General features: G+C 63.5%; 14 protein-coding genes. 9 read left to right on the top strand and 5 right to left on the bottom strand.

The window, feature by feature from the left end:
- The first annotated feature begins 64 nt into the window (after nt 1-64).
- The 3 genes from chrA (at nt 65) to C5J26_RS12755 (ending at nt 3,394) form a co-directional block, all read left to right on the top strand.
- On the top strand, nt 65-1,399 hold the full coding sequence (chrA, locus tag C5J26_RS12765) for a chromate efflux transporter (RefSeq protein WP_105402200.1): 1,335 nt from the start codon (nt 65-67) through the stop codon (nt 1,397-1,399).
- 125 nt (nt 1,400-1,524) lie between these two features.
- The gene (locus C5J26_RS12760; protein ID WP_105402078.1) at nt 1,525-2,373 is read left to right on the top strand and encodes a TIGR01459 family HAD-type hydrolase; all 849 of its coding nucleotides are present in this window, start codon (nt 1,525-1,527) and stop codon (nt 2,371-2,373) included.
- A gap of 40 nt (nt 2,374-2,413) precedes the next feature.
- A complete protein-coding gene (locus tag C5J26_RS12755) occupies nt 2,414-3,394 on the top strand; it encodes a bifunctional riboflavin kinase/FAD synthetase (protein ID WP_105402077.1) in 981 nt (326 codons plus the stop codon).
- Between the two features lie 4 nt (nt 3,395-3,398).
- Here C5J26_RS12755 and C5J26_RS12750 read toward each other — a convergent pair whose 3' ends face one another.
- On the bottom strand, nt 3,399-3,833 hold the full coding sequence (locus C5J26_RS12750; RefSeq protein WP_105402076.1) for an RES family NAD+ phosphorylase: 435 nt from the start codon (nt 3,831-3,833) through the stop codon (nt 3,399-3,401).
- Nucleotides 3,834-3,836: 3 nt separating this feature from the next.
- Nucleotides 3,837-4,235: an antitoxin Xre/MbcA/ParS toxin-binding domain-containing protein gene (locus tag C5J26_RS12745; RefSeq protein WP_245441160.1), complete on the bottom strand. Its 399-nt coding sequence runs from the start codon at nt 4,233-4,235 to the stop codon at nt 3,837-3,839.
- A gap of 298 nt (nt 4,236-4,533) precedes the next feature.
- Here C5J26_RS12745 and ileS point away from each other — a divergent pair, with 298 nt between their 5' ends.
- Both ileS and C5J26_RS12735 read left to right on the top strand, forming a co-directional pair.
- Nucleotides 4,534-7,500, top strand: coding sequence for an isoleucine--tRNA ligase (ileS, locus tag C5J26_RS12740; RefSeq protein ID WP_105402075.1), 2,967 nt, complete (start codon nt 4,534-4,536; stop codon nt 7,498-7,500).
- Between the two features lie 134 nt (nt 7,501-7,634).
- Nucleotides 7,635-8,264, top strand: coding sequence for a hypothetical protein (locus C5J26_RS12735; protein ID WP_046664625.1), 630 nt, complete (start codon nt 7,635-7,637; stop codon nt 8,262-8,264).
- A 7-nt stretch (nt 8,265-8,271) separates the two neighbouring features.
- Here the strand turns inward: C5J26_RS12735 and C5J26_RS12730 are convergent, their stop codons facing one another.
- A complete protein-coding gene (locus C5J26_RS12730) occupies nt 8,272-8,727 on the bottom strand; it encodes a nucleoside deaminase (protein WP_105402074.1) in 456 nt (151 codons plus the stop codon).
- 147 nt (nt 8,728-8,874) lie between these two features.
- Between C5J26_RS12730 and C5J26_RS12725 the strand changes: the two genes are divergently transcribed.
- From C5J26_RS12725 to C5J26_RS12715, 3 genes are read left to right on the top strand one after another with little or no spacing between them, the layout of a single operon-like run.
- Entirely contained in the window at nt 8,875-11,088 is a 2,214-nt protein-coding gene (locus C5J26_RS12725; RefSeq protein WP_105402073.1) for a pseudouridine synthase, read from the top strand.
- Nucleotides 11,089-11,094: 6 nt separating this feature from the next.
- Entirely contained in the window at nt 11,095-11,655 is a 561-nt protein-coding gene (gene rsmD / locus C5J26_RS12720) for a 16S rRNA (guanine(966)-N(2))-methyltransferase RsmD (protein WP_046630955.1), read from the top strand.
- 10 nt (nt 11,656-11,665) lie between these two features.
- Nucleotides 11,666-12,547, top strand: coding sequence for a patatin-like phospholipase family protein (locus C5J26_RS12715; protein WP_037087681.1), 882 nt, complete (start codon nt 11,666-11,668; stop codon nt 12,545-12,547).
- Between the two features lie 11 nt (nt 12,548-12,558).
- Here the strand turns inward: C5J26_RS12715 and C5J26_RS12710 are convergent, their stop codons facing one another.
- Nucleotides 12,559-13,164, bottom strand: a complete 606-nt coding sequence (locus C5J26_RS12710; protein WP_105402072.1) for an NAD(P)H-dependent oxidoreductase — start codon at nt 13,162-13,164, stop codon at nt 12,559-12,561.
- A 79-nt stretch (nt 13,165-13,243) separates the two neighbouring features.
- On the opposite strand from C5J26_RS12710, the gene C5J26_RS12705 reads away from it, so the two are divergent.
- Entirely contained in the window at nt 13,244-13,864 is a 621-nt protein-coding gene (locus tag C5J26_RS12705; protein ID WP_105402071.1) for a TetR/AcrR family transcriptional regulator, read from the top strand.
- Here C5J26_RS12705 and C5J26_RS12700 read toward each other — a convergent pair.
- Nucleotides 13,861-15,675, bottom strand: coding sequence for a monovalent cation:proton antiporter-2 (CPA2) family protein (locus tag C5J26_RS12700; protein ID WP_105402070.1), 1,815 nt, complete (start codon nt 15,673-15,675; stop codon nt 13,861-13,863). The two genes, C5J26_RS12705 and C5J26_RS12700, sit on opposite strands and share 4 nt — an antisense overlap.
- Nucleotides 15,676-15,711 lie beyond the last annotated feature (36 nt).

The raw sequence follows: 15,711 nt of genomic DNA, 5'->3' as shown, positions 1-15,711 counted from the left end.
GCGCCCGGGGGGTACATGACGCCATGGACGACAGGTAACCGTTGCGGAAGAGCATGAGGCAATGATGGATCAGGCGGTGAAGGACGAGATTGCGGTGAAGCCGACGCTCGGCGAACTGACGGCGGTGTTCGGCAGGATCGGGGTCCTGAGTTTCGGCGGCCCTGCCGGGCAGATCGGCCTGATGCACCGGACCCTGGTGGACGAAAGGCGCTGGCTTTCCGAGGCGCGTTTTCTGCATGCCTTGAACTACTGCATGCTGCTGCCGGGACCGGAAGCCCAGCAGCTGGCTACTTATATTGGCTGGCTGATGTTCGGGGTGCGCGGCGGCATGATCGCCGGCCTTCTTTTCGTGCTTCCGGGGCTGGCCGTCATCATCGCCCTTTCGACGGCTTACGCCCTCTATCAGGATACGAGCTGGCTCACCGGCCTGTTTTTCGGCCTCAAGGCGGCGGTGCTCGCGATCGTCGTCGAGGCGGTGATCCGCCTCAGCCGCAAGACGCTGAAGAACCGCCTCCTGTTCGGCATCGCGGCGGCCGCCTTCGTCGCATTGTTCTTCTTCGGGTTGCCGTTTCCGCTCGTGGTGCTCCTGGCCGGGTTAGTTGGCTTCTTTGCCGCCCGCAGGGGCGGCGGAGCCGCCAAAAGCTCCGACGCGATCGACCTGCCGAAACGGCCGAAGCCGTTGACGGCGATAGCCACGCTGGTTTTCTGGATCGCGGTCTGGCAGCTTCCGCTTCTCCTGCTGTGGATGTTCTCGGCGCCGGAAGGCCTGGCCGTCATGTTCACCTTCTTCTCCAAGATGGCGATGGTGACGTTCGGCGGTGCCTATGCGGTGCTCGCCTATGTGGCGCAGGTGGCGGTCGACAATTACGGCTGGCTGAAACCGGGCGAAATGCTGGACGGGCTGGCGCTTGCCGAAACGACGCCTGGGCCGCTGGTTCTGGTGCTGTCCTTTGTCGGCTTCCTGGTCGGTTTCCGCGAAGCCGCCGGTCTCGGACCGGTCGCCGGCGGTGTGATCGGTGCCCTGCTGGTCGCCTGGGCGACCTTCGTGCCGAGCTTCATCTGGATCTTCGCAGGCGCGCCCTATATCGAGCGGCTGCGCGGTAATCCGGTCCTTTCGGCGGCGCTGTCGGCAATCACGGCCGCGGTTGTCGGCGTCATCCTCAACCTCGCCATCTGGTTCGGCCTGCACGTCCTGTTCCGTGAGGTCGAGCAGATTTCCCTCTGGCCCGCGGCCGGCTTGAGGCTTTTCTGGCCGGCCTGGACGACGCTCGATCCGCTCGCCTTCCTGCTTTTCGTGGTATCGGCCTTCCTGCTCTTCCGCATGAAGATCGGCATGGTGCCGGTCCTGGCCGTCAGCGCGGTCGTGGGCCTTGCCGTCCGGTTGGCGGTAGCGGGCTAGGGACGAAGTGGGGAAGTTGCCCCGCTGATGTCGCCGATGCGGCCGCGGCTTTTCTCCCGAATATCTCTTGTAATCCTTAACCGGGTTTGTCATGTGACCCGGGACTTGCGAGATGGGAAGGTTACATGGCAAAGCGCATCGGCAATCTGAACGAAGTGATCGGCGACTACGACGTGGTCCTTTCGGACGTCTGGGGTGTGGTTCACAACGGTGTCGAGGCCTTCCAGCATTCCTGCAAGGCGCTCGCCGCGGCCCGCGAAGCCGGCGCCACCGTCGTGCTGATCACCAATTCGCCGCGCACGGCTCCCGGCGTCATCGAGCAGATGCGCACGCTCGGCGTGCCCGACGGCACCTATGACCGGATCGTTACGTCAGGCGACGTTACCCAGCACCTGATCGTCGACGGCCCGAAAAAGGTTTTTCTGATCGGTCCGGAGCGCGACCTCAACCTGTTTGACGGGCTCGGCGTCGAGGTGGTCTCCGCCGACGAAGCCGAATGCATCGTCTGCACCGGCTTTTTCGACGACGAGAAGGAAGTCCCGGAAGACTATACCGACATGCTGGCGGCGTTTGCCAAGCGTGACGTACCCTTCATCTGCGCCAATCCGGATCTCGTCGTCGAGCGTGGCCACAAGATCATCCCCTGCGCAGGCGCGGTGGCGGCCTATTACGAAGAGTTCGGCGGCAAGACCCGCGTCGCCGGCAAGCCGCACCGTCCGATCTACGAGGCGACGATCGAAGCTGCCCGAGAAGTGCGCGGCGAGTTCCCGATGAACCGGGTGCTGGCGATCGGCGACGGCATGCCGACCGACGTGCGCGGCGCGCTCGCATACGGCCTCGACCTGCTCTATATCAGCGCGGGCATCCATGTCGCGGAATACACCGTCAACGGCCAGACCGACGAGGCGATCCTCAATGCCTGGCTGAAGCGGGAAAATGCCGCGCCGAAATACTGGATGCCGCGCCTCGCATAGCCCCCTGGGCCTGAATTCGGCCTGAACCGGAACCCGCCGCATGACAGTCTTCCACCGCAACGAGAAGAAGGAACCGCTGCCCGAGGAACTGAAGGGCGGCGTCATCGCGATTGGCAATTTCGACGGCGTCCATCGCGGCCATCGCAGCGTGCTGGAGCGCGCGTTGGCACTGGCCGAACAGCACGGCGTGCCCGCCCTGGTTCTGACCTTCGAGCCGCATCCGCGCACCGTTTTCCGCCCCGAAGAACCGGTCTTCCGCCTGACCCCGGCGCCGCTCAAGGCGCGTCTGCTCGAGGCCATGGGTTTCCGCTCGGTGATCGAATATCCCTTCACCCGCGAGTTCGCGACCCGTTCGGCGGAGGAGTTCATCCAGACCATTCTCGTGGATTGGCTGGCAGCCAGCGCCGTCGTCACCGGCTTCGACTTTCATTTCGGCAAGGACAGGAAAGGCGGCCCGGCCTTTCTGATGGCATCGGGCGCCAAGCACGGTTTCAACGTGCAGCTGGTCGATGCCTTTCGCGACGAGAATGCTGACGTAATCTCGTCCAGCCGCATCCGCGACCTGCTGGCGGAAGGCGATGTCTCCGCCGCAGCCGGCCTGCTCGGTTATCGCTACACGCTCGAGGCGGAGGTGATCGGCGGTGAAAAGCTCGGCCGCCAGCTCGGTTTCCCGACCGCCAACATGCAGCTGCCGCCGGAGGCCGTACTCAAGGCCGGCATCTACGCCGTGCGCTTCCGCCGCCCTGACGGCACACTTTTCGACGGTGTCGCCAGCTACGGCCGCCGCCCGACGGTGACCGAAAACGGTGCGCCCCTGCTCGAAACCTACCTCTTCGATTTCTCCGGCAGCCTCTACGGCGAAACCTGTTCCGTCTCCTTTTTCGGCCACCTGCGCGACGAACTGAAGTTCGACGGGCTGGATGCCCTGGTCGCCCAGATCAAGCGCGACGAGGAAGAGGCGCGGGCGCTGCTGTCCGGCGTCAGGCCGCTGGGCGAAGTGGACGCCAAGATCGCGTTTTGAGGGGTTACTTCAGCAGCCGGCTGTCGAAGGGATAGCGTACCGCTTTTTCGATTGTCAGCTTCCCGGCATCCGCATGCTCCGGATTGACAAGAATGTTTGCAGCTTCAGGCAAAATCGCCGACGGCACCTTCAGAAGGCAGAATTTGTTTTCCACGAGCCACGTGTTTCCCGCCTGACCTGTTTCAGTGGTATCCAAAAGGTCGACATCGCCCGACGTAATCGTCTGGGCGGCAATCTCGTCCGGGCAATGGATCTTCAGTAGTTGAAAATCCAGCGGCAAGTCTTCGGCGTCCACATGCACCAATATTTCCAGAAGTGCGGTCGAAGGGTGATCGCAGCAATAGACGATTGGGCTTCCTTGTTTATGCCATCGCCCGGGCGCGACCAGTCCGCCTCCGCCTGATAAATCCGCATAATTGGAAATGCGCCACAGGATCATGGATCAGACGTAAATGCCGTGATCGATCTGATGCAACGCCTGCTCGACGAGCACTGCGCCAGTTTCCGATTCAAGGAGATCGAGCGGCACGACGCCATCCATTCCTCTGTTCGGTTTGCGCAACCAGCGATGAGCGCGATCCTGATCGCCGAAGACCCGCTTGGCGAGTTCCATCACGCGCACTACACGCAGGGCTCCGTCGTTCTCGCTGACAGTTAATGTCTCTCTATTCGCGATCCGCCGGGCAAGCGTGCGACGCGGGGCCACAAATCTATAGAGTTCTTCCATCGAAAAGCCGAGCTTGGTCAACTCTGATACATTGGCTCCGTCATAGGCTTGCAACTGACCGCGCGATGCGATCTCAAGTCGCTTGCGAATAGGTATGTCAGCAGATGCGCGCACTTCAAATTGCCTCCGTGCCATTTGCCCATAAATATAAGCGCAGATGGCACCAAAATCAAATGCGGCTCTCGGGGCGAAATTGGCTTGGTAGATCCCCTTCCTTTCCGCCGCAAAAACCCTTAAGAACCGCCACCATGAAAAAATTCCTGCTGGCCCAGATCATTCGAATTATAGGCCCGGCCTTCCGCGCGCTGTAAGAGCGGCCGGAGGGTCCGGGTTTTTGGCGCTTCATGAGCGCCTTCCGCCAGCGAATTTTCATCGAGATGCGCCCCGTCGCGGCGCCAGGACGATTGCTCCCATGACCGATACCGCCGAAAAGCTCGACTATTCGAAAACCCTCTATCTGCCCGAAACCGATTTCCCGATGCGCGCCGGCCTGCCGCAGAAGGAACCGGAACTGGTGGCCCGCTGGCAGCAGATGGACCTCTACAAGCAGCTTCGCGCCTCCGCCGCGGGCCGGACAAAATTCGTGCTGCATGACGGCCCGCCCTATGCCAATGGCAACATCCATATCGGCCACGCGCTGAACAAGATCCTGAAGGACGTCATCACCCGCTCGTTCCAGATGCGCGGTTATGACTCGAACTACGTTCCCGGCTGGGATTGCCACGGCCTTCCGATCGAATGGAAGATCGAGGAAGCCTATCGCGCCAAGGGCAAGAACAAGGACGAGGTTCCGATCAACGAATTCCGCCGGGAATGCCGCGAATTCGCCGCCGGCTGGATCAAGGTCCAGGGGGAAGAATTCAAGCGCCTCGGCATCGTCGGCGATTTCGAAAACCCGTACCTGACGATGAACTTTCACGCCGAGAGCCGCATCGCCGGCGAACTGCTGAAGATCGCCCAGAGCGGCCAGCTTTATCGCGGTTCGAAGCCGATCATGTGGTCGGTCGTCGAGCGCACCGCGCTGGCCGAGGCCGAAGTCGAATACCACGATTATGAGAGCGACACGATCTGGGTGAAGTTCCCGGTCACGGAAGCAACGACGCGAAAAGGTAGCGATGAGCTTTTCCGAGGTATCGCGGATCCAGCTAATGTTACCGCCGTATCTCTGAACGATGATCTCTACGGCGCCCACGTCGTCATCTGGACGACCACGCCCTGGACCATCCCCGGCAACCGGGCGATCTCCTATTCGCCAAAAATCTCCTATGGCCTCTACGAGGTTACCGAGGCGGCCAATGATTTCGGCCCGCGCCCGGGCGAAAAGTTGATCTTTGCGGACAAGCTGGCGGAAGAGAGCTTCGCCAAGGCGAAGCTCCAGTACAAGCGTCTGCGCGATATCTCCGCCGATGAGCTTGGTGCGATCGTCTGCGCCCATCCCTTCAAGGGCCTTGGCGGCGGCTACGATTTCGCCGTCCCCCTCCTCGCCGGCGATCATGTCACCGACGATGCCGGTACCGGTTTCGTCCACACCGCCCCTGGCCACGGCCGCGAGGACTTTGACGCCTGGACATCCGTTGCCCGGGAACTCGAAGCCCGCGGCATCTCGTCGAAAATCCCCTTCACGGTCGACGACGGCGGTTTCTACACGACCGATGCCCCCGGTTTCGAGGGTGCGCGCGTCATGGACGACAACGGTAAGAAGGGCGATGCCAACGACCGCGTCATCAAGGCGCTGATCGAGCGCAACGCGCTGTTTGCCCGCGGCCGGATGAAGCATCAGTATCCGCATTCCTGGCGGTCGAAGAAACCGATCATCTTCCGCAACACGCCGCAGTGGTTCGTCTACATGGACAAGGACCTTGCCGACGGCACCACGCTGCGCTCACGTGCCCTCAAGGCGATCGACGACACGCGTTTCGTGCCATCAGCCGGCCAGAACCGCCTGCGCGCCATGATCGAGCAGCGCCCGGACTGGGTGCTTTCGCGTCAGCGCGCATGGGGCGTCCCGATCTGCGTTTTTGTCGACGAGCAGGGCGAAATCCTTCAGGACGAGGCGGTCAACCAGCGCATCCTCGAAGCCTTCGACCTCGAAGGTGCCGACGCCTGGTTCGCCGAAGGAGCGCGCGAGCGCTTCCTGGGGTCACGCGCCAACGAAGGCTGGACCCAGGTAAGGGATATCCTGGACGTCTGGTTCGACTCTGGCTCGACGCACACCTTCACGCTGGAAGACCGACCGGACCTGAAATGGCCGGCCGACGTCTATCTGGAAGGTTCGGACCAGCATCGCGGCTGGTTCCACTCCTCGCTGCTGGAATCCGCCGCCACCCGCGGCCGGGCACCCTATGACACGGTCGTCACCCATGGCTTCACCATGGATGAGAAGGGCCAGAAGATGTCGAAGTCGCTCGGCAATGTCGTGGCCCCGCAGGACGTCATGAAGGATGCCGGCGCCGATATCCTGCGCCTCTGGGTGATGACGACGGACTATTGGGAAGACCAGCGCCTCGGCAAGACCATCATCCAGACCAATGTCGATGCGTATCGCAAGCTGCGCAACACGATCCGCTGGATGCTCGGCACGCTCGCCCATGACGAGGGCGAGGAGATCGCCTATGCCGACCTGCCGGAACTCGAAAAGCTGATGCTGCATCGCCTGGCCGAGCTCGATAAACTCGTGCGCGAGGGCTACGACGCCTTCGAGTTCAAGAAGATCGCCCGGGCGCTGATCGATTTTTCCAATATCGAGCTGTCGGCCTTCTACTTCGATATCCGCAAGGATGCGCTTTATTGCGACGCCCCGTCGTCGCTGCGCCGTCGCGCGGCTCTCGCCGTGATCCGCAAGATCTTCGACTGCACGGTGACCTGGCTTGCGCCCATGCTGCCGTTCACCACCGAGGAATCGTGGCTGTCGCGCAATCCGAACGCCGTTTCGATCCATCTCGAGCAGTTCCCGACGGTTCCGGCCGAGTGGAAGAACGAAGCGGTCGCCGAAAAATGGGCGCGGATCCGCAAGGTGCGCTCGGTTGTCACAGGCGCCCTCGAAATCGAACGCAAGGACAAGCGGATCGGCTCTTCGCTGGAGGCCGCACCGGTCGTTTATGTCAACGATCCGGAGCTGATGAAGGCGTTGGAAGGCCAGGAGTTTGAAGAGACCTGCATCACGTCGGGCATCGCGATCGTTGCGGGCGAGGGGCCGGAGGGTGCCTTCCGTCTGCCGGAAGTGCAGGGCGTTTCCGTCGATCCGAAACTCGCCGAAGGCACCAAATGTGCCCGCTCGTGGCGGGTGACGACCGATGTCGGCTCCGATCCCGCCTATCCGGATGTTTCGGCGCGCGACGCTGCCGCATTGCGCGAGTTGGCCGCTCTCGGCCGGCTTTGATAGTTGAAAGTCACCGGATGATTGCGCTTTGAGCAATCATCCGGTAAAACCGCCTGAAATTGGCCGGATTTTCCGGTCATCAGGCGTTTGAGTGTGTCTGAGGCGTCAGGACGGGCGCCGCTGGAAGGGTTTTGATGAAAGCGACATATGCGTTTCGTGTCGGCATGGGCGTGGCCGGCGTCCTCGCCTCGACATTGACCCTTTCGGGCTGCATCGGCGGCCCGACATACGGCACTGACAAGACAGCCATGGAGCAGCTGACCGACGACCTCGGTCAGTCCGTCTCGCTGGGCGGCAAGAGCGCCGAACAGAAAGCCAGCCTGAAATACAACCCGCGTCCTTCGCTGGTTGTCGCCAAGGGCCAGGACCAGACGCTGCCGGCGCCTCAGCAATCGCTGGCGAACCGCGAAAGCAACCCCAACTGGGTCGAATCTCCGGAAGAAACCCGCAAGCGTCTGCGTGACGAAGCGGCGGCTCACGAGAACGATCCCAACTATCGCTCACCGCTGCTCGCAGGCAGCGGCCAGGCCGGTCAGATGACCGAGACGGAAAAGTGGGAAGCCTTCCGCAAGGCCAAGGAAAATGCCGAGACCGTCAGCGTCACCGGACGCCGCCGTTCGCTCGCGGATCCGCCGGCGGAGTTCCGGTCGGCGGATGCGGCTGCCCTGTCGGATGTCGGCGAGCCCGAAAGCCAGAAGGAAAAGCGCCGCAAGGCGCAAGCCGCGGAAGCCAAGAAGGGCAGCGACTGGTGGAAGCTCTTCTAAGCCCGCTTTAGCTTTCTCTTTTCGATCTGAAGAAGCCGGTGAGCAGGATCGCGGCCTCGCTTTCGCCGAAGCCGGAATAGACTTCCGGCGCATGATGGCAGGTCGGCTGAGCAAAGAAGCGCACGCCGTTGTCCACCGCTCCGCCTTTCGGGTCCTCCGCGCCGTAATAGAGCCGCCGGATGCGCGCAAACGAGATCGCCGCCGCGCACATCGTGCAGGGTTCGAGCGTCACGTAAAGGTCGGCACCCGATAGCCGCTCCTGTCCAAGGGCGGCCGCGGCATCCCGGATGACGGCGATTTCGGCATGGGCGGTAACGTCGTTTTCGGCGCGGGTCCGGTTTCCGGAGCGGGCGACGATAACGCCGTCGATGACCAGAACGGCGCCGATCGGAACCTCGCCACGGGCGGCCGCGTCTTTGGCTTCCGCAAGGGCAGCATTCATGAACCCATCGGTATTAGGCATTTCGGCGATTTCCTCTTAACCCGGATCGCGCGAACTGGTAGGAAGCATCCAACTGGACGCCCGGCTGCGGGCACGAATCCATCTCAGTCAACACGAACAAGAATGTCCGGATCGCTCCGTAGACATCACGCTTCAGGCAAACAACAAATGAATTCCAAAGACAAGCCGAAGCGCGGCGAAGGCAAGACTTTCGTTCGCGAAACCAAACCGAGAGCCGCTCCGAAGGCCGGCACTGGCGGCAAGACGGGCTTTTCCGCCAAGGAAGGCCTTGCGCCCAGGAAGAGTTCCGCGGCCAAGAGCGACGCTGAAAAGGCGGCAAAGCCCGTCCGCAAGCTGCCCCCGGCACCGGAAACCATGGAGGCCGAGGGCAAGCCCGAGCGCATCTCCAAGATCCTCGCACGCGTCGGCGTCGCCTCGCGTCGCGATATCGAGCGGATGATCATGGAAGGCCGGGTCAGCCTGAACGGCAACGTCCTCGATACACCTGTCGTCAACGTGACGCTCGCCGACAAGATCGAAGTCGACGGCATGCCGATCCGCGGCATCGAGCGCACCCGCCTCTGGCTCTACCACAAGCCGGCCGGCCTGGTGACCACCAATTCCGATCCGGAAGGCCGCGCGACCGTCTTCGACAACCTTCCCGAAGGGCTGCCGCGGGTGCTCTCCATCGGCCGCCTCGACATCAATACCGAAGGCCTGCTGCTGCTGACCAACGATGGCGGCCTGTCGCGCGTACTGGAACTGCCGACCACCGGCTGGCTGCGCCGTTACCGCGTGCGTGCCCATGGCGAGATCAAGCAGGAGGAGCTGGACAAGCTGAAGGAGGGCATCGCCGTCGAAGGCGTGCTCTACGGCTCGATCGACGCGACGCTCGACCGCACCCAGGGCAGCAATGTCTGGATCACAATGGGCCTTCGCGAAGGCAAGAACCGCGAGATCAAGAACGTGCTCGGCGCGCTCGGCCTCGAGGTCAACCGCCTGATCCGCATCTCCTACGGACCGTTCCAGCTCGGGGACCTGCCGGAAGGCGAGGTGGTGGAAGTGCGGGGCCGCATGCTGCGCGACCAGCTCGGGCCGCGCCTGATCGAGGAATCCAAGGCGAATTTCGACGCGCCGATCTATACCGAGACGGCTGCAGAAGAGGATGAGAAGCCCGCCCGTGCCGAGCGCTCGGCCCGTAACGAGCAGTCGGAATGGGCGGCAAGGCCGGAGCGGAGCGAACGTCCGCGTGCCGGCAAGCCGGAGGACCGGCGCGAAAAGGCGCTCGGCCGTCTGGATACCAAGCGCGACGACCGCAAGTTCGCCGACAAGCCGCGCGGCGCAAAGCCGTTCGGCGGTCGCGCTGAGGACGAGGATGACCGGCCGAAGAAGCGTCCGCCGATGGGCACCAGCCGCACCGCCAATGTATGGATGGCGCCGGGCGCCCGCCCGACCACCGAAAACAAGACGCGCAAATCCTCCGCCCGTGCCGAGGCCGAGCAGCTTTTCAAGAAGCCCACGCCGCAGAACGACCGGCCGGTCATCGTCAACCGCGCCGAAGAGGACCGCGACTGGATCCGCGCAGACGGGCCTGACAAGCCGGAAAAGGCCGATTTCGGCCGCAAGAAGTCCTTTGGCGACCGCCCGGACCGTGGTGACCGTTCCTTCGGCGACAAGCCCAGAGGTGACCGCAAGCCGCGTGAGGACGGCGACCGCCCCCGGACCAAATCCTTCTCGGGCGACGCCCGCTCGGAACGCCCGCGTGGTGACCGTCCCTTCGGCGACAAACCCCGCGGCGACCGCCCGTTCGGCGACAAGCCGAGAGGCGACCGCCCGTTTGCTGACCGCAAGCCACGCGCCGATGGTGATCGGCCTGCTCGCTCCTTCGGCGAAGGCCGCACCGAGCGCCCGCGTGGCGAGCGTCCTTCCGGCGACCGCCCGCCCCGTGGTGACCGTCCGTTCGGCGATAAGCCGAGGGGCGAGCGCTCTTTCGGTGACAAGCCCAGAGGCGAACGGTCGTTCGGCGACCGCAAGCCGCGCGAGGATGGAGAGCGTCCCGCACGGTCCTTCTCCGCAGGCGAGGGCCGCTCCGAGCGTCCGCGCAGCGACCGGCCGTTCTCGGATCGGCCGCCGCGTGGTGATCGTCCCGCAGGTGACCGTCCCACAGGTGATCGGCCCGCCGGCGACAGGCCGCGCGGTGGAAAGCCTGGTGGCAAACCCTTTGGAGCGAAGCCGGGCGGCGGCAAGAGCTTTGGCGGAAAACCTTCCGGCGGCCGCGGAAAACCGGCGGGTGCCGGTGGCAAGCCAGGGGGCAAGCCTGGTGGCCGGCCCGCCTCGGGTGGACGCCCGGCCGGCGGCAAGCCGCGCACGCCGAGAGGGTAACGCGCAGTGCGGATCGTCGGTGGTGAATTTCGCGGCCGGTCTCTGGCCACGCCCAAAACAAGCGACATCCGGCCGACCATCGACCGGACGCGTGAGAGCCTGTTCAACATCATCGGCCACGTCTATCCGCAGGCACTGGATGGCGGCCGGGTGATCGACCTTTTCGCCGGCACCGGCGCGGTCGGGCTGGAGGCGTTGTCGCGCGGCTGCAAGAGTGCGCTCTTCGTCGAGAACGGCGTCGAGGGCAGGGGCCTGTTGTGGGAGAATATCGACAGCCTCGGCCTGCATGGCCGGGCGCGCATCCTGCGCCGTGATGCCACCAAGCTCGGCACGGCCAACAATATCGAGCCGTTTCATTTCTTGTTCGCCGATCCGCCCTATGGCCAGGGGCTCGGCGAGGGCGCCATGCTTTCGGCCCATGCCGGCGGCTGGCTCGCACCCGGAGCCCTTGCCATTCTGGAGGAGCGGGCCGACATCAATCCTGCCGTGGATGCGGTCTTCAAGTTTTTGGAGAGCCGGACGTTCGGCGATACCCGCATGGATTTTTTCCGCTACCAGCCGGCCTGAGGTCAGAGGAATGAACACAAGGCTTGCAGTTCCTGATCTCGAAGCCGTCAGAGCCAAGGGCGGCCTGACGTTTGCGGTTGCTCTCGGCGGCGGCGGCGCGCGGGGCCTGTCGCATATCCAGGTCATCGAGGCGCTCGACGAGCTCGGCATACGGCCGGTGGCGATTTCCGGCTCGTCGATCGGCGCGATCATCGGCGCCGGCATGGCGTCGGGCATGACCGGACGCGAGATCCGCGAATACGCACTGGAGACGGTCGGCCACCGGGGTACGCTTCTCAACAAGCTCTGGGGTCTCGGCCCGGCGACCATGCGCGACAAGCTCGGCGGTTTCCGCTTCGGACAGTTCAATCTCGAACTCATCCTCGATGCCTTCCTGCCGCCGCAGGTGCCGGAGGATTTCGCCGATCTCGAAATCCCGATGAAGATCTCGGCTACCGATTATTACGGCCAGGCGGAGGTGATCCTCGAACAGGGCGAGCTGCGCACCGCGATCGCGGCGTCTGCCGCCATTCCCGGCCTGTTCATGCCGGTCCGGGTGAACGGCCGGGTGATGATCGATGGCGGCGTTTTCAATCCCGTCCCTTATGAGCAGCTGATGGATGTTGCCGACGTGGTGATCGGCGTCGACGTGGTCGGTGCGCCGGAAGGCGACGGCACCCATGCGCCCAATCGCATCGACAGCCTGTTCGGCGCCAGCCAGCTGACCATGCAGGCGAGCATCGCGCTCAAGCTGAAGCTCAATCCGCCCCAGATCTTCCTTCGGCCGTCGGTCAACCGTTTCCGGGTGCTGGATTTCCTGAAGGCCCGCGACATCCTCGACGAATCCGAGCACGTCAAGGATGAGCTCAAGCGCGCCATCGACGCGCTTCATGCGGCAGCAGCCGAAGCCTGACGTTTGAGCCGCTACGCGGCCTCGGTTTTCCGGGCAGCGCTGAAAACATTGCGGCCGATCTTCCGTGCGATCTCCGATGGGAAATCGGGCCTATCCAGCTCTTCTTCCAGAAGAAGCTCGGACGTCATGACCGGCGCGCCGCAATAATCGAATATCCCATGCTCGATCTGCGTCCTCATCGCGCCGAAATAACCGTGCCGTGCATAGGTGCGCATGTCAGCGCCGCCGATCGCGACCAGATGGATGGGGAGGTGGCGAAGTTTCTTCACCACCTTGGCGCCTTGTCCATCGTCATAGGCCCAGCCGTTTGCGAAGACGCGGTCGATCCATCCTTTCAACAGCCCCGGCATCGACCACCAGTAGACGGGATAAACGAGCACCAGAGCATCGGCGCGGTCGATCCTCGCCTGTTCGGCCATGACATCCGCCGGCGGTGGCGCCTGCCTGCGATGCGCGGCGAGATCCGACTGCGTAAACCTCGGATCGAAACCCTCCGCAGCAAGGTCGGCAATTTCAAAAGAGCCGCCGGACATGGTGACGCCCTCGGCGAGGTGGGCGGCGACGTTATGGGTGAGGGATCCGGGTTCGGGATGCGAAACGACGATCAGCGCGTGCATGGCGAAAACTCCTGCTGGCAGATTGAAACTCACGGGCAGTGGTTATATACTTTTAGTAAGTTACTTTTGGTATATAGTCATGTCAAGCACCGAAGTGAAAGAACCGGCGCGTCTCCGGCAGCGTCTCTCGCGGCAGGGAAGGCGCCAGCAGTTGATGGAGGTTGCGTGGCGCATCGTCCGGCAAGAAGGCACGGATGCCCTGACGCTTCCCCGGCTGGCGGAGCAGGCGGGTGTCGCAAAGCCCGTCGTCTACGATCATTTCAGCACCCGGCCCGTTCTCCTGGCCGCGCTTTATCAGGATTTCGACAGCCGCCAGACGGCCATCATGGACGCGGCCCTGCAATCGAGCGGGCCGACGCTCGCCGACCGGGCTGCGGTCATCGCCTCCTCCTATGTGGATTGTGTTCTGTTGCAGGGCCGGGAGATACCAGGCGTCATCGCCGCCCTGGAGAGCTCTCCCGAGCTTGAACGGATCAAGCACGAATATGAGGCCATTTTCATGGAAAAATGCCGGCTTGCGCTTCTCCCGTTCGCCGAGGCCGGCCATATAGCGTCGCCCGGGCTCTGGGCCATGCTCGGTGCCGCCGAAGCGCTGTCCAACGCCGCCGCGAGCGGCGACATCACGGCGGCAGAGGCCAAGGCGGAGCTTTTCGAGACGATCGTCGCGATGGTCGCAAGAGCAAACGCGGGCCGGCCCTAGCCGTTCTCCGCCGTCGCCGGTTCCGCGCTCAGTTCGTCGTCGTCCAGCACCATCGACCGTTTCGGCTTGATCAGCGGTTCCGGCCGGACCGGGCTGTTGAACAGCATTTCGCGGCCGGCGCCGAGCCCCTGGACGGCCTGGATCTGCAGCCGTTCCTCGTCGCGCTGGCGGATATCGTCGCCGATCTCGTCGGTCTCATTCTCGCTCATGCCGAGCGCTTCCAGCGTCTTTTTTCCGAACAGCAGGCCGGATTCCAGGGTCTCGCGCAGCTCGTATTCGACGTTCCGATCCCGCAGCGACAGCGCATGGATACGGTCGTAGGAGCGGACATAGAGGCGTACGTCCGGAAATTGCGAGCGGATGAGATCGACGATCTGGTCGGTCGTCTCGCGTTTCTGGGTGGTGACGGCGACGATCTTCGCCTTTTCGATGCCCGACGCGATGAGCACGTCCCGACGCGTCCCGTCGCCGAAATAGATACGGAAACCGAAGGACGCGGCCTGGCGGATGCGGTCGGCGGAATCGTCGATGACGGTCACCTCTCGGCCGCCGGCCAGCAGGATCTGCGCGGCGATCTGGCCGAAACGCGAAAACCCGATCATCAGCACGTCGGCGCCGGCACCGTTGAAATCCTCCTCCAGTTCCTCACGGCTCTCGCCGTTTAGGAGCCGCTTGGAAAGTGCCGCACCGAACGGTGTGAGCGCCATTGATAGCGTCACGCCGGCAATCAGCAGCGAGGCGGTGGCCGATGAGAACAGGCCGCTCGCCGTTGCCGTGGTGAACAGCACGAAGCCGAATTCGCCGCCCTGCGGCAGCAGGAACGCGATGCGCACCGCATCATTGTGCGGCGAACCCCACAGCCGGGAGAGCCCGTAGACGATCAGCGCCTTGAGCGCCATGAAGATCGGCACCGCGGGCAGGATGAAGAAGATGTTGTCGAGGATGACATGGACTTCCAGCGACAGGCCGACGGCCATGAAGAACAGCGCCAAAAGCAGGCCGCGGAAGGGTTCGATATCCGCTTCCAACTCGTGCCGGTAGGAAGACTCGGCCAGCATCACGCCGGACAGGAAGGCGCCCATGGCCATCGAGAGGCCGACGGCCTGCATCGCCGCGGCCGACCCCAGCACCACCAGCAGGGCTGCGGCGATCATCACCTCCCGCGCACCGGTGCGGGCAATGATCTGGAACATCGGCGTCAAAAGATAGCGGCCGGCAATAACCATGGCACCGACCGCCCCGACGGCGATTGCAAAATCGAGAAGCGGCGAGGCTTCCGTCTCCGTGGTTCCGGGCGCCAGGATGGTGATCAGCGCCAGCAGCGGCACGATGGCGAGATCCTGGAACAGCAGCACCGAAAACGATCGCTGGCCGTGCCGGCTGTTCATTTCGCCGTCGTCGTTGAGGATCTGCAGCGCAAACGCGGTCGAGGACAATGCCAGGCCGAAACCAACGATTAGGCTGCCGCGCCAGTCTGCCATGTTGCTCAGATAGGCCAGTCCGGTCAGCACCAATCCTGAGATCACCACCTGCGCCGGCCCCAGGCCGAACACGTCGCCGCGCATCTGCCAGAGACGCGAAGGCTTCAGTTCGAGCCCGATGATGAACAGTAGGAAGACGACGCCGAATTCGGCGAAATGCAGCACTTCTTCCGTTTCGACGATCTGCTGCATGATCGGTCCGATGACCACGCCGGCGGCAAGATAACCGAGCACCGTGCCGAGTCCCAGCTTCCTGAACACCGGGGCGGCGATCACCGCGCCGGCAAGCAGGAGAAGCATTTGGGAAAATAGCGAGCCGGGAGCGGTCATGCGGGATACTTTCAGTCTAAGGTGGGAAATCAAGAA

The organism is Neorhizobium sp. T7_12, assembly GCF_002968535.1.
GTDB classification, from domain to species: Bacteria; Pseudomonadota; Alphaproteobacteria; order Rhizobiales; family Rhizobiaceae; genus Neorhizobium; species Neorhizobium tomejilense.
Note: the sequence above shows the minus strand (reverse complement) of the source record. Positions and strands in the feature narration are given on the sequence as shown.